Raw genomic sequence first — 20,283 nt, forward strand, 5'->3', positions numbered from 1 at the left:
TGCGGTGACGGCCGTCAGGACGCAGCACATCGACATCGAGCTTTGCTTTAGAGACATCAATGCCAATGAAGTGCAGTTCGTGTTCCATAGTGAAACCATCCTTGTCAGTGCGGATTACCGGAAAAAAACCGGTCCATGATACTGTCCGGTTTGTCACTTGTGGAGAAAGGCAGTCCACTGCATAAATCTACGTCACAGGCTGCAAGCCTGAGGCCGGGTACGGCATGTGGACTGCATGGCAGAAAGAACCGGCCGGTTCTTTGTGCACGGGAAGCATAATACAAGGCCGGGTAAGGCGCAGCCGCCACCCGGCACACAAACTTAACGGGATAACTCTTCCGTTAACTTCCCGTCCTGACCCTCTTCCGGATGGACCGGCGCGGTGCTCTGAATTTCCTGTACGCGCTTGCGCACGCCGAACCAGCCCGCCACTAACAGCACGGCGAGGAACGGAATAGAGGCGATGGTGTAGGTGCCGTTCGGGTAATCGAACGCCATCAGTACCAGCACGCTTAACAGGAACAGCAGCGTCAGCCAGGACGTGAAAGGCGCGCCCGGCAGTTTGAACGATACATCCGCCGCTTTGCCTTCTTTAATAGCTTTACGCAGACGCAGCTGGCACACCACGATAAACGCCCAGGAGGCGATAATGCCCAGCGCCGCCACGTTCAGCACGATCTCAAACACGCTGGCCGGAACCAGATAGTTCAGCACCACACCGAAAACATAAATCACCAGCGTCGCCAGAATACCCGCCCATGGAACCTGCTGTTTGCTCATTTTTGACATGAACTTCGGCGCGGAACCGCCCATCGACATGGAGCGCAGAATACGACCAGTAGAATAGAGGCCAGAGTTGAGGCTGGAGAGGGCCGCCGTCAGTACCACCATGTTCATGATGTCGCCGATATAAGGCACGCCCAGTTTCGAGAAGAAGGTCACGAACGGGCTTTGTCCCGCCTGATAGGCGGTCCACGGCAGCAGCAAGACCAGCAGCACTACGGAGCCGACGTAAAACAGGGCGATACGCCAGATCACGCTGTTAATGGCTTTCGGCACCATGGTCTGCGGATCCTTACATTCGCCGGCCGCCGTGCCTACCAGTTCGATAGAAGCAAAGGCAAAGACTACGCCCTGGACCAGCACCAGCGCGGGCAGCAAACCGTGCGGGAAGAAACCACCGTTATCGGTGATCAAATGGAAGCCCGTCGCGTTGCCGTCCAGCGGCTTACCGGTGCCGAGGAAAATCGTACCGACCACGAGGAATACGACGATCGCCAGCACTTTAACCAGCGCAAACCAGAACTCCATCTCGGCGAACCATTTCACGCCGATCATGTTCATGGTGCCGACAATCGCCAGCGCGCCGAGGGCGAACACCCACTGCGGCACATCGCCGAACGCACCCCAGTAATGCATATAGAGCGCCACGGCGGTGATGTCGACGATACCGGTCATCGCCCAGTTGACGAAGTACATCCACCCGGCCACGTAAGCGGCTTTCTCACCGAGGAACTCACGAGCGTAAGAGACGAAGCTGCCGCTGGACGGACGGTGTAACACCAGTTCGCCGAGGGCGCGGAGAATAAAGAAGGAGAAGATCCCGCAAACGGCATAGACGATAGCCAGTGATGGCCCGGCCATTTGCAGTCGTGCGCCTGCGCCTAAGAACAGCCCGGTGCCGATAGCCCCGCCAATCGCTATCATCTGTACCTGGCGGTTGCCCATCGCTTTGTTGTATCCCTCTTCATGAGAGTTTAACCAGCGACGTTTTGCAGCATGATGCTCCGCTGCGCTGTTGTTGTTTTTGTTCATTGAGTTACCTGTTGACCTGTCTGAATCATCGAAGGATTTCCTCACCCGTCAGGGCAGAACAAACGATTGCCCCGACGAATTAATGTCTTGTCTTTCCAGTCTTTTTGCGTGTGGATAAGACAAAACATGGCGCAGCATCCTACCTGCAAACCGTAAACGACGCAAAACTTACCCTTTTAAAAATTGAAGGAGGTCTCGTCATTTTATGCAGGCGGTTGCAACACCGCGTAGACACGATTCAGCTTGTTTAAAAAGGTGGCGGGGTGGTGAGAATTTACCCATATTCAGATACATAAAAAAGCAGGCCAGGCTAAAATTTTGGGCGTAAATTTATAAGTATTTGCGATGAATGAAAGGGTTTTGAAAGCCCCTGTCTTAACGGCACTAAATAGGGAAGGGGGAAGATGAAAATGTTTAAATGGACGTTTGACTTGGATGTGCTGGCGCAACATATCGTCGCCCTGAGTCTGGCCGGTCACATTTCAGTATTAACGGTGCAACAGGGTTCGGCGGTTCTTAGACGTCACGATGATATTTTAAACGGAGATTTGAGGGAATTAAATTCCAACAATGTCTTATCTCCTTAACAGCTCAACGATACGAAGTTTAAAGTCATTAGAATAGACAGTTCGCGATTCGGTTTGCCAGTCGGCAGTGTTTTTCATGGTTAGAGCTCCTTCTAAATTAAATGGAGCTCTAACCTGACGACACCTGGAGCAAAATAACAGATAGCCGTGGCTATACGCCTACCGTGAGAGAGTTAAGGTATTCACTTAAAATTCACATATTTAGCTTTGTATTGCGGTACAGTTTCCTTTAATCTTTCTGGCATTTCTGTGGTGGGAATTACATTTATTTTTACCCCATTAACCCCAACGGATTTTAAACAAAATTCGGTATATCTCAAATTTTTTTCGCCTGGATAAAAATGTCCAGATGAATTTGACATCGATATTAATATACCCTCTTGAACAACCATTTCGCCTGCAGAGACAGGCCATTCCTTTCCAAGGATAGATGAGTGTTTGATTCCTTTTGAATTTGCTTCCACTCCATACAATTTACCACTGGTATCCTGTATGAATTTAAATTCACCATTGCGGTCTGTTGTTAACGGAGCACCTTGATAATAAAGTTTACTTTCACGAATTCTTATTCTGAAATCACGTCTTGTTTCTTGATAATTTACAAACACACCTTTTTTTATTTTTTTTGCGTCTTCAATCGCTTTATCTTCAAGCATCGCCAGGGGAGCTGGTTGTGCAAGGCTGGGCTTAGGATTGACTTTTCCTGAAAGGGAACCCGCTTGTATTTTAATTACCGGCGGACGTGCAAATTGTTTGTGAATTCTCTCCTTATGCACAGGAGGGACAGGAGGGTTAGGTTTCCCTCGCTGTTCGGCCTGCCCAGGAGGATTGCCTGTAGCCCCATCGGGGCCCTGAATTGGCTCTTTTTGTGCAACATGAAGCGCATTAGCTTGTTCATTGTGCGCTGGCTTAAACGCTACCAAATGGACGTTGTTTTTTTCTTCTTGTGTCCATACTTTTTTTGGCATATGCCCGCTGGGGTCAGTGTTGTTGACCGGGTCATGCTCACAGTACACATACGGGTTTATTCCCCCGTCACCAAAGGGACTCTCACTGTCCGGACAAGTAAAACGACGCAAGGCCGGGCTGTAAGCCCGGTAGCCGTTCCCCAGATGTGTCACTCCGGACAACGGGTCCTGGCGCTCACCGTTAAATCCCGGCAATGAAGTTGCTGTACGTGTCGCGCCGCCCCCGAAGGGGCTCCAGGCAAATATGCTACAGTTGCCTCCCGACAGTGATAGCTCGGGAGAGCCGTTCATGTTATTGCCGGTCATCTGTAAGGTCATCGTGATATCCTCCCAAAATGATTTTTAAAAAAAGCTCGTATAATGGACAGCTCCCGATCTGAACCCAGGTTCCGTGGACTGTCGTCTTACCCGCAAAATGAGCGTCTTTAACAGCAGTTCCTTACCCGTAACGTGACGACCACTGACGCGAACCCGGGCGCTCATTTCTCCGGGATCAAAAACAGACGCCCTGGTAAGCCAGGTACCAGCCAGTCGGTCATGTGTCTGTGAAATAGGCTCCAGCAACGGTGTCACTGCGGTATCACCGATGACAGAGCCGCCCCGCTGGATGCTGCCCGGAATATGTGTGGTCCCGCCAGCCCTGCGTTGCATTACAGTCCCGTTACGGTCTGACAGAGAGAATTCTGCGTTATTGACCAGATTATCATCTGCCAGTGAGTGCAGAGATGACATACGGGAGCGTAATGGCGTATCAGGAGTGAGTGTTTCCATCTCCATAGCTCCGGATGCGGCAGATTTTTCTAACGTTTCATCCAATATTCTTCTGTATCCCCCTTCGGGCCCGAACAGGCTGGATAATTCAGAGTCAGAGGATGTAGCTTTCTTGAGCCCATACCTTTTTGCCGACTTGCGCAATTTTTTTACCGTATGCCTGATATCCCCACCTGCCAGCCCCATAGACAATGAGGCCCAGGTCAGCTCACGGGACGCTGTCAAATTTCCGCGGGCTTTGGCTATCTGCTGGCCTATTCCTGTCGCCACCTGCGTGGCAATCTCCGTCCCGTTTTCCACCGCGCTGGCAGTGGCTAACCCCGCCGCAATACTGTCTGCGGCTTCTTCTGATGCGATACCCAGTTTCACGCTCAGTGTGATCACCTTGCGTATCAGCCAGGTGATCGGGCCGTGTCCGTTGGGGTCGGTCCGGTTGACCGGGTCATGGTCACAGTACACATACGGGTTTATCCCCCCGATACCAAACGGGCTCGCACTGTCCGGACAGGTAAAGCGACGCAGGGAAGGACTGTAGGCGCGGTAGCCGTTTCCCAGATGTGTCACTTCGGACAGCGGGTCCTGCCGCTCGCCATTAAAACCCGGCAGCGAGGTCATGCTACCAGTGCGGGCTGTTCCGCTCCCGAAGGGTCCCCAGGCAAACGTGGAGCTGTTGCCACCGGAGAGCGAAACCTCCGGGGAGCCGCTCCGGTTAGTGCCAGTTAACTGTATAATCATTTCAGTATTCTCCTGATAGCAGGCAGATACCCGTGGTGTCCAAATCACAGGGACTCATCACTGACAGCTGATGTACCCAAGTAGCCGGGAATATTACGAGTAATATGGTTCTGTTCCACGTGCACTTCGCTCAGCAGGCGGCTGCCAGCATAGTACAGCTCACGGGTGTCACCACTCAGGCTCTGTGTCACCAGTGTATCGAACGCATCATAGGCGTACTGGCTGCTGCCATCCTGACCGGTGATGCTGACCAGTCGTCCGGCTTCATCGTAAGTCAGGGTCCGGCCTGCTTCATCGGTGGTCATCCGTCCGTTAGCGTCATAGACCAGCGTGATACTGGCGGGGTAGTGGCTGGTCAGGGTGTGCGTAACCGATATCAGCTGGCACGGATCGTCTGGGTTGGTGTACAGGTATTCCGCGTCATCCGTTGCGCCATTGTCTGCCAGAATGGTCTGGCAGTGTGTAATATTGCTGTACACATCTAGTGTGAAGTGCTCCGCGCTCAGTGCATTCCCGTACGCATCCTGTGTCGGGACACTGCCAGTGCAGACGTAATCAGTCATCCGGTTGCGCACATCGTAGGTGAAGGTTTCATCTCGCAGGGTGGTATTGCCTTGAGTGGTGGTGCGGTTATGTACCTGTCCACCCAGGGTGTAGTGGTTAATAATCGTTAACATATCACCGACGTTTGGGGCGATATCGCGCTGAACTTCACGACCATAATCATCCAGTATCAGGGTGGTGATTAACACATCGGAACCAAAGTGTGGGTTTTGCTCCACTTTCTGTGAGGTCAGCCGTCCGGCAGCATCATATCCAAAGGTCACCGTCACCAGCGGGTCACTCAGGGTGTTCAACTGTCCGTCACTGGCATAATCCAGAATGAGCGTGTTATCCGCGACATCGGTCTGTGTCAGCGGTTCACCCAGCAGGCTCCACGTATTGCCTGCGTGACGGTCAGTTCCGGATGGCGATAAAAAGTTCTGCGTGTTGGAGCTGCCTGACGAAAGCCAGGTATAGGTATTACTCCGGCTACCGTTTTCAGTCGCAGAATAAAGCCGCCCGGTATTATCAGCTACACCAGCGTCTGTCGGCTTCCTGTAGTAGTCAATCGTCTGACTCAGACTGTTTGCATCGTTGTAGACTGTATTCAGGGCGTTATTCAGTTCGGGGATGTAGCGATAGTTCAGTTTATGTCCCGCAGCGTCCGTGGTGGTGTCCGGTACCATATTTGCACCGGAATATTCAGCGTTCAGTGACCGGCCACCACAGACGCTCCCGCTCAACCGCCCAAATCCGTCAAAGGTCTGAGAACCCATCAGCACGTCCGGGTCATTTTGCTTTTCCCGAAGGTAAACATTGACAGGAAGATGAGCATACGCGAATGGTGCATATGTCCATGACTGGACTGCTACCGTTGACGGCTTGGTTGTTCCCGCCTTATCGCTGACATCCCACTGTGTAGTGGTGCTCACCCGGTCAAAAGTATCGTAGGTGTAGCTTGTGCTCACCCAACCAGTCGTATCCGTATCGGACGGGTGCTGGTCCCAGGCATTTGGTTGCGGGTAGGTAGTTTTACGCAGGCGCCCCAGCCCGTCGTATTCATTGACGGAGGTGGTATATACCTTCCTTGTACTGTCGTCTCCAGCTGTCTCCTGCTTTGATTCGGTTATCAGGGTTTCGGTCATCAGGGTTTCGTCCTGCTGTATTTTCTGACGACCCAACAGCAGCATATTACCGGGCACCTGCAGCTCAGTCACTGTAATCTGAGTGACCGGGTCCTGGTCTGAAGCGTACAGCATGCTCAGCGTAACGCCCATGGAGACAGGAATGGAAAGGTTCTGTTCCCCCCAAACGTCATACCGCGCCTGATGCTCAATGTTGACATCTGGTATGCCGGGGTCCGGTTTGTAGGAGGGGGCATCAGGATCCGTATAGAATGTCTTAGTCCAGTCTTGTCGGGTAATGCTGAGTCGTCGCCCCCAGCCATCCCAGCTAACAGCACCGGTCTGAAAGAAATCATTCGGCAGACTGATATCGCTGGCATTAACCTTGTGTGCAACAGGGCGCCCCATGCCGTCGTGATAAATCATTGTCTTATTCCCGGCATTGTCTGACCGAGTTGTGGTTATGGCGTCTACTACATACTTCCCTGTATCTGTATGCCCCTCCAGCGCATATTTATGGGAATGACTAATTTCATAGTCAGTTCCCAGTGCCTGGGTTTCCAGTAACAGGCGACCAAGAGGGTCAAAAGCGAACGTGACAGTGTTACCAAGAGTATCCGTGATGGAATACGGCTTGCCGGTAAGATATGAATGGGAGGATGAACCCTTCAAACTCAGCCCGTCATGCGTTGTCAGGGTATCCTCCTGAATCAGTCCGTAGTCGTCCTGATCGAAACTCCATACGGTATCCAGCGTCTGGATGTAGCTTTCTATGCTGTGTTCCGGGTCCTCTGGGTTGTAGTCAGGGTCACAGATGGTGGTTGTCTGCTGTACCTGTCGCCCGTAGTGAGGAGAGCTGATATCCGTTTCATACGCATTCGCACGGTTCAGTAACATATGGGTGTCCGTCGTCACGTCAGAACCATAATACGAGTCCTGTGCTGGTATTACCGCTGTAGCATAGACCATACCATTAATCGTGTTCATCGACGCATAACGGTAACGTGTTGTCCTGACCGGGACATCTTTATAACCATTTACAAAAGGAGGGGTGACTTTGGTGATTTTCGGGCGGTACACAAAACCATACGGATCCGGCGGGCAGCCGATGGTTTTATCGGTGTTGTCGGCCTCGCCTGCCGGGGGGTAAAATTTATATTCCGTCAGAGTACTGTTGGAAGCCACACCACCGGCGCTATTCGCCAGACTCACCTGCTGTGTCAGGTTACCGTAGTCGTCATACTCATAACTGGTGTACTGGGAGTGACTGCCTGACGGGCTGGTCCAAGTTTCATTCTGCAGCTTCGGGCACTGAAAACAGGCTGGCTGTTCGTTAAATGTTTTACTGGTATCGGCATACCAGTCCGTTTTCACTGTGTTCACGTGCACACCATCCTGTGTGGTGACGGTCGATACCAGGAGATGATAGCTATTGTACTGGTATGTGGTTATCAGTGCATTATCACTGCCGTCAGTGGCCGGCTGCCTGGAAACACTCTGATAGAGATAATCCGGCTCCTGTATACTGTAGGTGGCATCGGAATCAGCTAACCACGCCGCACCTGCGGTATAGCCGCCATATCCGAGATAGTTTTTAGAGGGAGAACTGCTGGCCTGGCTGCTACTGTCGACGAATGACCAGTAAGTGACAATATCCGGTGAACCCAGCCCCGGACTGATGGTCAGTATTGTAACAGCCGGCAGATGATACCGGGGGGCATTCGGGTCGTCAGGAAACGCCATCGCCTCCATATCGTAACCCACTGATTTGACCAGCCCTGTGGGCATGGTGATGGCCGTCAGGGGGCGCAGCCCGGAAGAGCCGATTTCCGCGTCAGTGCAGTACGTAAATGTCCAGGGCACCGGAACCGGCGGAGACGCCGAATCGGTAAGGGCTGAATTTGTCATGGAAACCAGGTAGTCACCGCTCGTGTTCAGCGTGAAGGTTTGTTCGCTATCCGTCCCTGGCAGCAGGGTCATGACCAACCCCGAACTGTAAACCGCAGAAAACAAAACTCTGAGAAGCTGGGTGGTGTCATCCGTGGTATTATCGGTAACTTTCGACAGATAGAGATGGCCTGTGCCTGGGTCCCGTGTCCAGGATATTTTCAGAGAGCGTCCTAGAGGGGACCACAGGGTTACCGGCAGATAATATCCACTATCCTGCTCATAAAGTTCGGTGATATTACCGCCATTGTCAGTGACTCGGTACCAGATTTCATCTGTACCATTATCAATTTTTTCAGCATTAAAGGTTTTAATTTTGCACTGCTTCACATTGAAATAAACCGTTCCGCTGCCATCGGTAGATTCATCAATTTTATAGGTCTCACCGGAGTTTAGATAAAGGGTTCGGGTATTTTTATCATACCAGGTGAGGGTAAACATCATCCCGGTTCCCATCCCCCAGGTGTTATCGGTTGTCGTGGGGGAATAGGTAAGAGTTAGATCCAGCGAGGGGCCCATGTCATAATTGCCGACCAGGGTGGCCAGGGAATGATTAAAGGAAAAAAGACGCGTGCGGGGATCCACATCACCAGAGGAAGCGCTGATGAAATTGGGGGTCTGTGTATAATATTTCAGACTCATGTCGAAGCCTCTCTATAAATTTAGTGATAGACGATTAGTCGCGGGAACACAAATTACGTGTCAATTAAAAAGCATGTTACTGTTCTTCAACGGTTAGAGTCATACTTGTTTCCTCCTTTGGATTAACATCATCGGTACCGAAAATGGGCACCAGAAAAATATGATTGCCAAAATTATCCACCAGACCGATGGGGGATTTCCCTGTGTCGTCCGGATGGTTATTTTTATCCCAGATAACATCTGTAGACGAAGACTCAAATGCGATATTGACCGCAGCGAATGCAATTTCTCCGGGGTTAATAGTGATTCCGTCTTCAGCTGTGTCTCCTATAACACTCAGAGTCCCGGCGCAGGCCCACCCATTTTTTTCATGCGTTCCCACAGGACCTATTTTATGTCCTAATTCAATAAAAAAAGCCTCAGTAAGAGGTCTTTGTGCGGTATAAGTATAGTCGGGTAATAATATGTGCTGGGCATAAGTAGCCCATTGCGGTTTGCCATGGATAGCCATCCCTTTGATATAGGCAGAGTAAATATGGGATCCATAACTCGTGTAACTGCCGTCCACTTCCGGGTATAAAAAATGAATCCATAACAATTTATTAAATTTAAATGAATATTTTGATTGCTCAGGGGTAGAATCAATGTAAACCCTGTAAATGACTCTTTCATGGATTGTTCCTACGTCTCTTACTTCATTACTGCTTTTGAATAATATCTCATCTGACGCTGTTTCCTTACTTACCAGTATATATGCACTGCTCCCGGCAGTGTCAGAGTACTGGTACTTTTTCCTGGATATAAAATTTACACTCACATTAGCGGGCATTTCCCCGTTAGACGTATATTTATAGGTCCCTGTGGACAGTGGTGCCTCAAGATGGATATACACATTGATATTGCCTGGAATAGGATCGGTATGATATTTTGGGCACCAGGCACCAAGGTTTAGTTCATGGTCATATGCCCCACTACTCGGGGATAAGTCTGGCAGCGGGAATGTGGTGGTCGTTTTATAATATGCGTTCCGGTAATCTATGTTGGTAGTAAGGGCAAAATTGTCTGATATATCAATAATGGTTTCGCCATCAGTACCAAGACCGACCAGCGAAAGCGCGGTTAGTACCTCATCATTTGTCGGCTCGTCAAAATTGTCGCTGAACCGCTTAAATGTTATGCCCACAAACACAGGGATGCTGTGTGCACCAAAGGTATTGTATTCGTCATTTTCTCCGTTCATAAACAACGTTCCTTTGTTAGTACTAGTTGTATCATCTGACTGCATACCTATAAGACATGATTTAACAGACGCGACGTTATCCCAGTGGTTGCTGCTGGCGGCGATGACAGTGACAGACGCACTGGCCCCCACTGGCTGACCATCAGACCTGGTATACTGGACTTTGCCGTTATCCAGAGTGCCAAACTTAGGCATGCTGCTGTCAACAGCCAGAGTCATAACACATTCGCTCCATGTGACATCGTCTGCGGTGAGTGTCAGGCGGGCATTCAATCCGTTATTCTCGGGAGTAAAGGTATATTTGTCGGCAAGATTCGGGTCACTGAGAGTACCCCCTGTGATGGTGGCGTTGTGGCTGATTGTTTTAGTCGCAGGGTCGGTGTAAGTTGGGGCGGTGAAGTAAAGGTAAGAACCCTTTCCGTCCGGAGAGTCAGCCACAACGCTGAATGGTATAGCACCGGACATACCCGGAAAAATCCAGGGAATATGTCCGTCAGTCTGTTGCTCTGTGATGGTCACGGTGGCAGCGATAACGGAGATACTGGCATCATTACCCATTTGCTGGCCGTCAGCCATGAAATATCTGGCAATCCCGTCATCCATGGTTATGCCCGATACCGCCTCACTGTCAACTGCCAGGCTCAGTTCGCAACTGCCCCAACTGGTAATGGCCTTTGTCAGTGTAAGATTCCCTGTGCGATGGTCATCGGACAGCGTAAATGTGTAATAGCTGCTGCTCAGGTCCGAAATACTGGCATTGACCAGCGAGGTGCCCGTGGGGGATAAAAAATGAATACGGTCACCACTGCTGACAGTGGTACTGGTCTGAACGCTGAATGTCACAATGCCCGTTGTGCCGGGGGAAATCCAGGGAGCATGGCCACCCGTTTGCTCTTCTTTGATTACCGTTGATGACGTTTTTTGCATAATATTTTTCCTGTTAATTCATATCGTTAATAAAGAATTACATAGATTAAAACGATATTTGATGTTTTTATTCACACCTGCAGATAGGCATCTTCTGCGAACGTGAATAGCGTTCACAATAAAAACAGAAAGTTACAAATACTGTTTTTTTCCGGACTGTAATTTATAAGCCCGTAAAAACCATTTTGTCAGAATGACAGCGAAACAGACTGGGTGTGAATATACATATAACGAGTACGCCAGATAATCCAGTGGGCTGGCAGGTAATGATGGTTAATTAAATATTAATAGCATCGATTCATTAATTTTTAATAAATTTAAAATCTTCAGGTTATTCATTTTTATGATGTAATTTAAATTCTGTCCGGACAATGATATATCTTAAAACATCCTGCAGATCGGGTGGAATTAATAAGTGCCACACACCAGGCTGGTTGATAGTGAAAGATCACCCTATCAGCAAAATGTCAAGATCATGATTCACGTCACATTATCTACTGTGGTACTGAAACCCTACTCATGGCATTGCAATTGACCTGGCTACAACATTTTGCTGATATTGAATCCGTTTGGCTGAGAGGCATATACCCTAAAAGCGTTCCGAATACCGCTACACTTTTACCAGCCCGTCTCCTCGGGGGATCGGGCTGACTGTGTTCATAGTTGATCAAAAAACCGGGTTATTCGATGTGATGCTGCGCCGGGTGGCGGCTACGCCTTACCCGGCCTACAAATTTACTCCGCTGCCAATGACCTTTTCGGTAGGCCGGGTAAGCGCAAGCGCCACCCGGCGCTTACTTCACGCTCAACGTCTTTCCGCAGGCCACAAAATTCCCGCCGCCGAGATGGTGCAAGGTGTTGAGTTTATCGTCATCAAACTGCCAGTGACCGTTGATAAACGCCCGTTCATCTGCGGCGGCGGCCACCACTTCGCCAAACAGCGTGTCATATTTTTCCTGCGCGGCGGTGGCGGGCAGCAGACGGCACTCCATCCATGCCAGACATTTCTCTTCCACCACCGGTAAACCCAGCACCGGACCGGCTATCGCCGGAATGCCGTAGCAATTAAATTTATCCTCATCGCGCCCGGTCACACTGCCCACGGCATAGGTCCATCTGACGGCAGCAACGCCGGGAATAACGATGCCGAACATCCCGCTGCGCTCGATAAGCTCGCGCGACCAGGTACTTTTGTCCACCACAATGGCAATGCGCGGCGGCGAGAACTCGACCGGCATCGACCAGGCGGCAGCCATCACGTTACGGCGGTCGATCTGATCATCACGACTGGTGATCATGATGGTCGGCCCGTGATTGAGCAGGCGGCTGGCGTGCTCGAGGGCAACAGGGCGGAAATGGCTCATGGGGGGCTCCTCATCGGGTTGATAACGCATTTAATGCCTGACGGCCCTGATAAAGCAAGTCGTAACCTGGGCGTAATCCCTTCGTCACAATCCCTCCCTATAGTCTCGCCCTACTAAGTCCCAAAGAGGATAACAATATGTTGACTCCCCTGTGTTTTCCACAGGTGAGTGCGGCCCGGCGGATGTCCATCCCCGGCGCGTATCGGCTTCCCGTTGTGGGAGGGCGATCATGAACGCATTCACCGCAATACGGCTGCAAGGCGTCTCTTATGCCTTCGGCTCACATACCGTTCTCAATCACATCGATCTCACTGTCGACGCGGGCAACATTGTGGCGCTCCTTGGTCCATCCGGCTGCGGCAAGAGTACGCTGCTGCGCCTGCTGGCGGGGCTGACACAACCGGCGGAAGGCGAAATTTATTTTGGCGACCGTCTGGTGGCGAAACCGAACTGGTCACTGCCGCCGGAAGCGCGCGACATCGGCATGGTGTTTCAGGATTACGCCCTGTGGCCGCACATGACGGTGGCGCAGAACGTCGCGTTCCCGCTGAAAATGCGCAATGTGCCGCGCGGTGAGCGGGTGGCCCGCGTGCTGGCGGCGCTGCATCGCGTCGGGCTGGCCGATTTCGCCGACCGCAAACCCGCGGGCTTATCGGGCGGGCAGCAACAGCGCGTCGCTCTGGCACGGGCGATTGTCGCCGAACCGCGCGTGCTGCTGTTCGATGAGCCGCTCTCCAATCTCGACAGTGAACTTCGTGAGTCGTTATGTCTTGAGATGTCGCGCCTGCTGCGCCAGCTCGGCATCACCGCCGTCTATGTCACCCACGATCGTCGGGAAGCCGAACTGCTGGCCGACCGCATCGTGCATCTTTCTGCGGGCAGCATCGCTGCTGTGCGCGCCGTTACATCATCCTCAGGGGAATATGCATGAAAGCCATACTGTCTGTGAAAAAAGGAGTCGCACTCGCCATGATGTTGTCTTCCGTCATGATGTCCAGCGCCCACGCGCTGACGGTGTATACCGCAGGGCCGGGATCGCTGGCGAAGAATCTCGCCACCGGTTACGAGAAAAAGACCGGCGTGAAAGTGAATATTTTCCAGGCCACCACCGGCAAAGTGATGGCGCGTCTGGAAGCAGAACAGGCGAATCCCCAGGCGGATATTTTGATCTCCGCCTCCTGGGATACCGCCGACGATCTGCACGCCCGCGGCTGGTTGCTGCCTTATCAAAGCAGCAACGCCGACAAGGTGCCTGCCTCGCTGAAAACCGCTGAATATGTGGCGCAGGGCATCTCCGCGCTTGGCATCGTCTGGAATACCAAAAGCGGTACCCCGGAACCGAAAGAGTGGCAGGATCTGACCGCCCCGGCGTTCAAAGATAAGGTGACGACGCCGGATCCGGCGCTGTCCGGCGCCTCCCTCGATCTGCTGATCGGGCTGCAAAACAGCATGGGCGATAAGGCCTGGGCGCTGTTTGATGCGCTGAAGCAAAACGGCATGGTGGTCAGCGGCCCGAACGCCCAGGCGGTGACGCCGGTGATGCAGGGGGCAAAAGCGGCGGTGTTCGGCGCGGTGGATTACGTCTCCTATGGCAACATCAGCCAGGGTGAATCCCTGAAAGTGATCTTCCCGGCCAGCGGCACGGTCATAGCACCGCGTCCCATGATGATCCTTAAAACCACCCAACATGCAGACGACGCCAAAGCCTTTGTCGATTACGTGCTGTCGCCGGAAGGACAGGCGATGGTGGCGGACGCCTGGCTGATGCCGGCGCGCACCGATGTGCAGGCTAAACGCCCGCTGCTCAACGATCTGCACATTCTGCCGACCAGCCAGGACGGCACCAGTGAGCGCAGCGACGTTCTGCAACGTTTCAATATCCTTTTCAGCCAGTAAATTCAGCCGACGGGGGCAACCCCGTCTTCAGGATCTTTTGTGAATCAGAGAGTGCTTGCTGTCCTGACGCTGACGCTGCTGGTGGTACTGGTTGCGTTGCCGCTGTCATTTATTGTCCTACAGGCGATTTTCCCGTCGTTCAGCGCCGGGTCGTTTGCCGCGCCGTTTAGCGCGGTTCTGCCACAGTTTAGCGACCCGCAGTTGCCCGCGATGCTGGGCGGCACCTTGTGGATCGCCGCAGGTGTAGCGCTGTTGAGCGCGCTGATTGGCCTGCCGCTGGGCGTAGTGCGCGGGCTGTTTAACCTGCCGTGCCCGCGATTATGGGATGTACTGTTTTTGATCCCTTTTCTGACGCCGCCCTATATCGCTGCGCTGTCATGGATGCTGGTGTTACAGACCAGGGGTTATCTGGCGCAGGTGGCGGGCTTTGATCTCAACGATCTGCTGTTCAGCCGCAGCGGGATTGTGCTGGTAATGACGCTGAATATCTTCCCGGTGGTCTATTTTGCGGTGTCCCGCAGCCTGCTCGCCAGCGGGCAACGGCTGGCGGTGGTCGCTCGTGTTCACGGTGCGAGCGCCTGGCGCGCCTTCTGGCATGTCACATTGCCGATGCTGTCGCCCGCGCTGGCGGCAGGCATGCTGCTGGCGTTTACCCTGGCGGTGGAAGAGTACGGCGTCCCGGCTGCGCTGGGATCGCGATCCGGTGTGGTGATGATGACCGTTGGCATTGAGAAGAAGCTTGCCGACTGGCCAATCGATTTACCGGGGGCGTCGTTGCTGTCGCTGATCCTGATCGTCATCGCGCTCGGCGGCTGGTGGCTGCAACGTCAGCTGGTGGGGGATAAAGACGTCACCAGCGTGACCGGCAAACCGACGGAAAACCTCGGCGCGTCATTGGGTATTGCGACGCTGCCGGTGATGCTGCTGATGGGTGGCGTCGGGTTTCTGGCGGTGGGGCTGCCCGGGATCGCCATGGCGGTGACCGGGATTATGTCGACGCTCTCCGGCGGTCTGTCATGGGAAAACCTTACCAGCAGCCATTATCACGCGCTGTTCTCGCAACAGGGGGATGCGCTTTCCGCTCTCGGCACCAGCCTGTCACTGGCGCTCGGCTCGGCGCTGATCACCGGCGTGCTCGGGTTACTGGCGGCGTGGCTGGTGGTGGTACAAAAAATCCGTGGCCGCACGGTGCTGGATGCGCTGTCTTTGATGCCCGCTGCGCTGCCGGGGATTGTGGTGGGGGTCGGGCTGATCCTGCTGTGGAATCGCCCGTTCTGGCCCGTGTCGCCCTATAACAGCTGGCTGATTTTGCTGCTCTCGTACTGCTGTTTGCTGATGCCGTGGCCGGTGCGCTACGTCGGCAGCGCGTTACGGCAGCTCGGCGGCAATCTGGAGCCTGCCGCCCGCGTGCATGGCGCGAGCGCGTTTCAGGCGCTGCGGCTGATCGTTCTGCCGCTGGTGTTTCCCGCGATGCTGGCGGCGATGCTGATGGTGTTCGCCATCGCTTCACGGGAACTGGTGACGTCACTGCTGCTGGCCCCGGCGGGGACACAAACCGTCGCGGTGTTTATCTGGCGTCAGTTCGAGCAGGGATCGGTCGGGCAAGGTATGGCGATGGCGACGCTGACGCTGGTGACCGGGCTGATCCTGATGTTGACAGCGCTGGGTATCATGCAGCGAAAAGGCCGGGGATAAACGCCAGTGCACAAATTGCCGCATCAAAATAGTCATCCAGGGTATAACTAAGGCTCATCTTTTGCCGGAGTGTGAAATGAGCCCATTTTTAACGGCCTGGTTTGAACGCCTCAACTGGACGGGTACGCCTGAAGCCGATCTGGCGACGCTTCAGTCCCTGCACCAGCACCACAACAGCGCTATCCCTTTTGAAAATCTCGACGTGTTACTGCCGCGGGAAATTGAACTGACGGACGAGGCGCTGTTTGCCAAGCTGGTGGTCGCCCGGCGGGGCGGCTACTGTTTCGAGTTAAATGGCCTGTTTGAACGGGGGCTACGGGAGATCGGTTTTACCGTGCGCAGCCTGCTCGGGCGGGTGGTGATGTCTAATCCGACGCAGATGCCGCCGCGCACGCACCGTATTCTGCTGGTGGATCTGGACGGCGAACCCTGGCTGGCGGATGCGGGCTTTGGCGGGCAGTCTCTGACCGCACCGATCCGCCTGCAGGCCGACATTGAGCAGCAAACGCCGCACGGCCTGTACCGTCTGCAACAGGAGGGAGTGGACTGGATCTTACAGTTCCGGCATCACGACCGCTGGCAGCAGATGTACCGTTTTGATCTCAGCCAGCAATATTTCTCCGACTTCGTGACGGGTAATCTCTATTCCGCCCACTGGCCGCATTCGCATTTCCGCCATCACTTGCTGATGTGCCGTCATCTGCCGGATGGCAGCAAACTGACGCTGACCAATTTCCACTTTACCCGCTGGCAGAACGGTCATGCCGAGGAGCAGTTCAACGCCATTGATGTGCCTGCGCTACATGAACTTCTACAGACGCGGTTTGCGCTCGGAACGGACGATGCGCAGCATGGTGTGACGCTGGAACAGCTGACGGCAGTGATGTCCGGGATCGCCACGCACGACAAGTAATCCGTCAGGATCCTGCTTTACTGAACAGTTCCAGTTCGATCGCCCGGTCTATGTGGCGATCGAACGCCGCGTCATCCAGCCCGTCCAGTTCCAGCACATGCATGCCGTCCAGACCACATACCAGCGCGATCAGCCGCCAGGCGACGTTTTCCACGCTGTCGGTGAGCATAAATTCCCCGTCCTGCAAACCGGCATGAATGATTTTCATCGCTTCTTCATGCCACATCTCCATGGTCAGCACGTAGGCGCCTTTGATTTCCGGATCGCGCATCGCCATCAGCTGCGCTTCCCGCCACAGCGTAATGTAACGCTCAAAGCCGCGGTCATCGCTGCCGAGCATGGAATGCAGGCGCTGTCGCCAGCTGGCGTTGTCAGGCACGACATCCGTATCCAGCAGCACGCGGATCAAGCGGATAAATGCCAGCGCGCGCAGTTCACTGGTGGAGGCGAAATGGTGATGCACCTGGCCTGCGGCAACGCCCGCGACGCTGGCGATACGGCGCACGGTCATGGCGGATAATCCTTCTTCCAGCGCCACGGACATGGCGGCCTGAAGAATGATTTCCCGACGATCTTCTCGATTGAGGTAGCCCATAGTAGCTCTGTGAGTGAGTGGCGGGAGGACTATAACAAAAAGCTGGACATGCGTTCAACTTCAAGTAGGATCGCGCAGTTCTGGACGCTTGTCCAAAAATGGAAGAGGTGAGTATGCTTCGTCAATGGGTGACGTTATGGATAATTGTTCTGGTCTATATTCCGGTGGCGATCGACGCGACGGTTTTGCATGTGGCGGTGCCGACGCTGAGTATGCCCCTGCGTCCCGGCAACAATGAGCTGCTGTGGATCATCGATATTTATTCGCTGGTCATGGCCGGCATGGTGCTGCCAATGGGCGCGCTGGGCGACCGCATCGGCTTTAAACGGCTGTTGCTCTCCGGCAGTGCGCTATTTGGCCTGGCCTCGCTGCTGGCGGCCAGCGCCTCGAGTGCAAGCGCGCTGATTGTGGCGCGCGCATTGCTGGCGGTCGGCGCGGCAATGATCGTGCCCGCCACGCTCGCCGGTATTCGCAACACCTTCTCAGAAACCCGGCATCGCAATATGGCGATTGGTATCTGGGCGGCGGTGGGTTCCGGCGGTGCGGCCTTTGGCCCATTGGTGGGCGGATTACTGCTGGAGCACTTTTACTGGGGCTCGGTTTTTCTGATCAACATTCCCATCATTATTGTTGTAATGGCGCTGACCGCCTGGTGCGTGCCACGGCAAGCTGGACGGCGGGAGCAGCCGCTGAATTTCGGTCAGGCTGTGATGCTGATCGTGGCGATTTTACTGCTGGTGTACTGCGCCAAAATGGCGCTGAAAAATGCCGTCGCGCCAGGTTTACTGGCAGGCGGGGCGGTGACTGGCATGATCCTGCTAGTCACCTTTGTGCGAATTCAACTTGCCGCCCGCACGCCGATGATCGACATGCGGTTGTTTTCAAATCGCATCATTCTGAGCGGCGTGATAATGGCGATCACCTCGATGATCACGCTGGTGGGTTTCGAGCTGCTGATGGCGCAGGAGTTGCAGTTCGTGCATGGCTTTACGCCGTTTGCCGCCGGGGTGTTTATGCTGCCGGTGATGCTGGCGAGCGGTTTTAGCGGGCCCATCGCCGGGCTGCTGGTGTCGCGCCTTGGCCTGCGGCGGGTAGCGGCAGGCGGCATGGCGCTGAGCGCGCTGAGTTTTCTCGGCCTGTCGGTGACGGATTTTACGACCCAGCCATGGCAGGCGGGCGCGCTCATGGCGCTGCTGGGCTTCAGCGCCGCCAGCGCACTGCTGGCGTCCACAGCTGCGATTATGGCGGCGGCACCGAAAGAGAAAGCGGCCGCCGCCGGGGCTATCGAAACCATGGCCTACGAGCTGGGAGCCGGGCTTGGGATCGCGATTTTTGGTCTGCTGCTAAGCCGGAGCTATTCTGCTTCTATCGTGCTGCCCGACGCACTGAGCGCAGAACAGGCGGCGCAGGCCGCGTCTTCCATTGGCGAAACGGTCCAGCTGGCGCAAACCCTGACACCCGATCTTGCCGCCACGATCATGCAGGCGGCAAAAACGGCTTTTATCAGCTCGCACAGTGTGGCGTTGAGCAGCGCTGGCGTGATGCTGCTTATTCTGGCGATGGGGATTTGGTTTAGCCTGGCGGGTACGGATAAACGGCAGGGGCGTTAACGCTGCCGGGTGGCGTACCAGCACAGCAGCGATCCGCCGCACACCATCAGCGCCCCCTGCCAGAACGACAGTGACAGCGGGGCGCTCAGCAGCAGCGCTGCCAGCGCGGAAGAAAGCACGGGGGTGAAATAAGACGCGGCGGCGAGCACGTTAACATGACCGTGCAATATCCCGGTATTCCATGCCGCATAGCCAAAACCCAGCGCTCCGGCAACGAGAAATAATTTTAGCGTAACCGGCCCGCTGAAAATCATTGGTGGCTGATCACTGAGCGCGTATTTGATCCACAAACTGAGCGCGGTCAGCAAAATAAAGAAGGTAATACCGTTGTGCCCGCGGGCATATTTACGGGTAACGGTACAATACGCCGCCCAGATAATCGCCCCGCAAAACGCCAGAATATAACTGAGCGGGCTGGAGATCACGTTACGCATAATCTCCGGGAGGTTAAGACCATTCTCACCGCCCAGTACCCAACAGACGCCAAACAGGGAAAGTAACAGGCCGGGGATCACCCACAGGCTGGATTTTTGTCCGTCAAACAGGATGGCAAAGAGAATGGTCAGACTGGGCCACAGATAGTTCACCATGCCCACTTCAATCGCCTGCTGACGCGTCGCGGCATAGCCGAGCGACAGGGCGAGGCACAGCTCATAGCTGACAAACAGCAGGCTGCCGGCGAGTAAATAACGCGGCGGGAAACGACGAATATCGGGAAAACCCACGGTAATAAGTAACAGCAGGCCGCTAAGCGTGTAAATCATGGCGGCGCCACCCACTGGCCCCAGCCCCTCACTGACACCACGGATCAGCCCGACCAGGGTGCTCCATAATATAATCGCCAGTAAGCCGATCAGCGTTGCTCTTTTTTTGGTCATCCCGCGCCCGTTATTTCCCCGAAAACCGAAGGC

Annotated in this window: 14 protein-coding genes; 6 read left to right on the forward strand and 8 right to left on the reverse strand. The window is 54.1% G+C overall.

The features are described 5' to 3' along the window. Positions 1-321 precede the first annotated feature (321 nt). Entirely contained in the window at positions 322-1,815 is a 1,494-nt protein-coding gene (gene ansP, locus KW828_RS00005; protein WP_218334429.1) for an L-asparagine permease, read from the reverse strand. Positions 1,816-2,219: 404 nt separating this feature from the next. Here ansP and KW828_RS00010 point away from each other — a divergent pair, with 404 nt between their 5' ends. Further along, positions 2,220-2,402: a hypothetical protein gene (locus KW828_RS00010; RefSeq protein WP_218334430.1), complete on the forward strand. Its 183-nt coding sequence runs from the start codon at positions 2,220-2,222 to the stop codon at positions 2,400-2,402. Between the two features lie 182 nt (positions 2,403-2,584). Here KW828_RS00010 and KW828_RS00015 read toward each other — a convergent pair whose 3' ends face one another. The 5 genes from KW828_RS00015 to KW828_RS00035 all read right to left on the reverse strand — a co-directional run bounded on the left by KW828_RS00015 (position 2,585) and on the right by KW828_RS00035 (position 12,663). Further along, complete coding sequence (locus tag KW828_RS00015) at positions 2,585-3,688, reverse strand: RHS repeat-associated core domain-containing protein (protein WP_218334431.1); 1,104 nt, start codon at positions 3,686-3,688, stop codon at positions 2,585-2,587. Positions 3,689-3,712: 24 nt separating this feature from the next. Next, entirely contained in the window at positions 3,713-4,876 is a 1,164-nt protein-coding gene (locus tag KW828_RS00020; protein WP_218334432.1) for an RHS repeat-associated core domain-containing protein, read from the reverse strand. Between the two features lie 44 nt (positions 4,877-4,920). Next, positions 4,921-9,132, reverse strand: coding sequence for a hypothetical protein (locus tag KW828_RS00025; protein ID WP_218334433.1), 4,212 nt, complete (start codon positions 9,130-9,132; stop codon positions 4,921-4,923). 76 nt (positions 9,133-9,208) lie between these two features. Continuing rightward, positions 9,209-11,299, reverse strand: a complete 2,091-nt coding sequence (locus KW828_RS00030) for a hypothetical protein (protein WP_218334434.1) — start codon at positions 11,297-11,299, stop codon at positions 9,209-9,211. Between the two features lie 794 nt (positions 11,300-12,093). After that, positions 12,094-12,663 (reverse strand): flavin reductase family protein, encoded by a 570-nt coding sequence (locus KW828_RS00035; protein ID WP_218334435.1) that lies wholly within the window; start codon positions 12,661-12,663, stop codon positions 12,094-12,096. Positions 12,664-12,892: 229 nt separating this feature from the next. Here KW828_RS00035 and KW828_RS00040 point away from each other — a divergent pair, with 229 nt between their 5' ends. From KW828_RS00040 to KW828_RS00055, 4 genes are all read left to right on the forward strand, one after another. Continuing rightward, positions 12,893-13,594 carry an ABC transporter ATP-binding protein gene (locus KW828_RS00040; RefSeq protein WP_218334436.1) on the forward strand — a complete coding sequence of 234 codons (702 nt, stop codon included), beginning with the start codon at positions 12,893-12,895 and terminating at the stop codon, positions 13,592-13,594. Further along, positions 13,591-14,559: an ABC transporter substrate-binding protein gene (locus KW828_RS00045; RefSeq protein ID WP_218334437.1), complete on the forward strand. Its 969-nt coding sequence runs from the start codon at positions 13,591-13,593 to the stop codon at positions 14,557-14,559. Before KW828_RS00040 ends, KW828_RS00045 begins: the two co-directional genes overlap by 4 nt. A gap of 39 nt (positions 14,560-14,598) precedes the next feature. Then, positions 14,599-16,254, forward strand: coding sequence for an iron ABC transporter permease (locus KW828_RS00050; protein WP_218334438.1), 1,656 nt, complete (start codon positions 14,599-14,601; stop codon positions 16,252-16,254). A 76-nt stretch (positions 16,255-16,330) separates the two neighbouring features. Further along, a complete protein-coding gene (locus tag KW828_RS00055; protein WP_218334439.1) occupies positions 16,331-17,167 on the forward strand; it encodes an arylamine N-acetyltransferase in 837 nt (278 codons plus the stop codon). A 4-nt stretch (positions 17,168-17,171) separates the two neighbouring features. On the opposite strand, the gene KW828_RS00060 is transcribed toward KW828_RS00055, so the two are convergent. Continuing rightward, positions 17,172-17,762, reverse strand: a complete 591-nt coding sequence (locus KW828_RS00060; protein ID WP_218334440.1) for a TetR family transcriptional regulator — start codon at positions 17,760-17,762, stop codon at positions 17,172-17,174. Positions 17,763-17,875: 113 nt separating this feature from the next. On the opposite strand from KW828_RS00060, the gene KW828_RS00065 reads away from it, so the two are divergent. Beyond that, positions 17,876-19,372, forward strand: a complete 1,497-nt coding sequence (locus tag KW828_RS00065; RefSeq protein ID WP_218334441.1) for a SmvA family efflux MFS transporter — start codon at positions 17,876-17,878, stop codon at positions 19,370-19,372. Here KW828_RS00065 and yddG read toward each other — a convergent pair. Further along, positions 19,369-20,250 carry an aromatic amino acid DMT transporter YddG gene (yddG, locus tag KW828_RS00070; RefSeq protein WP_218334442.1) on the reverse strand — a complete coding sequence of 294 codons (882 nt, stop codon included), beginning with the start codon at positions 20,248-20,250 and terminating at the stop codon, positions 19,369-19,371. The genes KW828_RS00065 and yddG overlap by 4 nt on opposite strands. Positions 20,251-20,283 lie beyond the last annotated feature (33 nt).

Source organism: Enterobacter sp. ENT03, assembly GCF_019218745.1.
Taxonomy (GTDB): Bacteria; Pseudomonadota; Gammaproteobacteria; order Enterobacterales; family Enterobacteriaceae; genus Enterobacter_D.

Coding starts and splice junctions, on each gene's coding strand:
- KW828_RS00010 (WP_218334430.1), top strand. CDS start 2,220: ATGAAAATGTTTAAATGGACGTTTGACTTGGATGTGCTGGCGCAACAT.
- KW828_RS00025 (WP_218334433.1), bottom strand. CDS start 9,132: ATGAGTCTGAAATATTATACACAGACCCCCAATTTCATCAGCGCTTCC.
- KW828_RS00040 (WP_218334436.1), top strand. CDS start 12,893: ATGAACGCATTCACCGCAATACGGCTGCAAGGCGTCTCTTATGCCTTC.
- KW828_RS00045 (WP_218334437.1), top strand. CDS start 13,591: ATGAAAGCCATACTGTCTGTGAAAAAAGGAGTCGCACTCGCCATGATG.
- KW828_RS00035 (WP_218334435.1), bottom strand. CDS start 12,663: ATGAGCCATTTCCGCCCTGTTGCCCTCGAGCACGCCAGCCGCCTGCTC.
- ansP (WP_218334429.1), bottom strand. CDS start 1,815: ATGAACAAAAACAACAACAGCGCAGCGGAGCATCATGCTGCAAAACGT.
- KW828_RS00055 (WP_218334439.1), top strand. CDS start 16,331: ATGAGCCCATTTTTAACGGCCTGGTTTGAACGCCTCAACTGGACGGGT.
- KW828_RS00030 (WP_218334434.1), bottom strand. CDS start 11,299: ATGCAAAAAACGTCATCAACGGTAATCAAAGAAGAGCAAACGGGTGGC.
- yddG (WP_218334442.1), bottom strand. CDS start 20,250: ATGACCAAAAAAAGAGCAACGCTGATCGGCTTACTGGCGATTATATTA.
- KW828_RS00020 (WP_218334432.1), bottom strand. CDS start 4,876: ATGATTATACAGTTAACTGGCACTAACCGGAGCGGCTCCCCGGAGGTT.
- KW828_RS00015 (WP_218334431.1), bottom strand. CDS start 3,688: ATGACCTTACAGATGACCGGCAATAACATGAACGGCTCTCCCGAGCTA.
- KW828_RS00060 (WP_218334440.1), bottom strand. CDS start 17,762: ATGGGCTACCTCAATCGAGAAGATCGTCGGGAAATCATTCTTCAGGCC.
- KW828_RS00065 (WP_218334441.1), top strand. CDS start 17,876: ATGCTTCGTCAATGGGTGACGTTATGGATAATTGTTCTGGTCTATATT.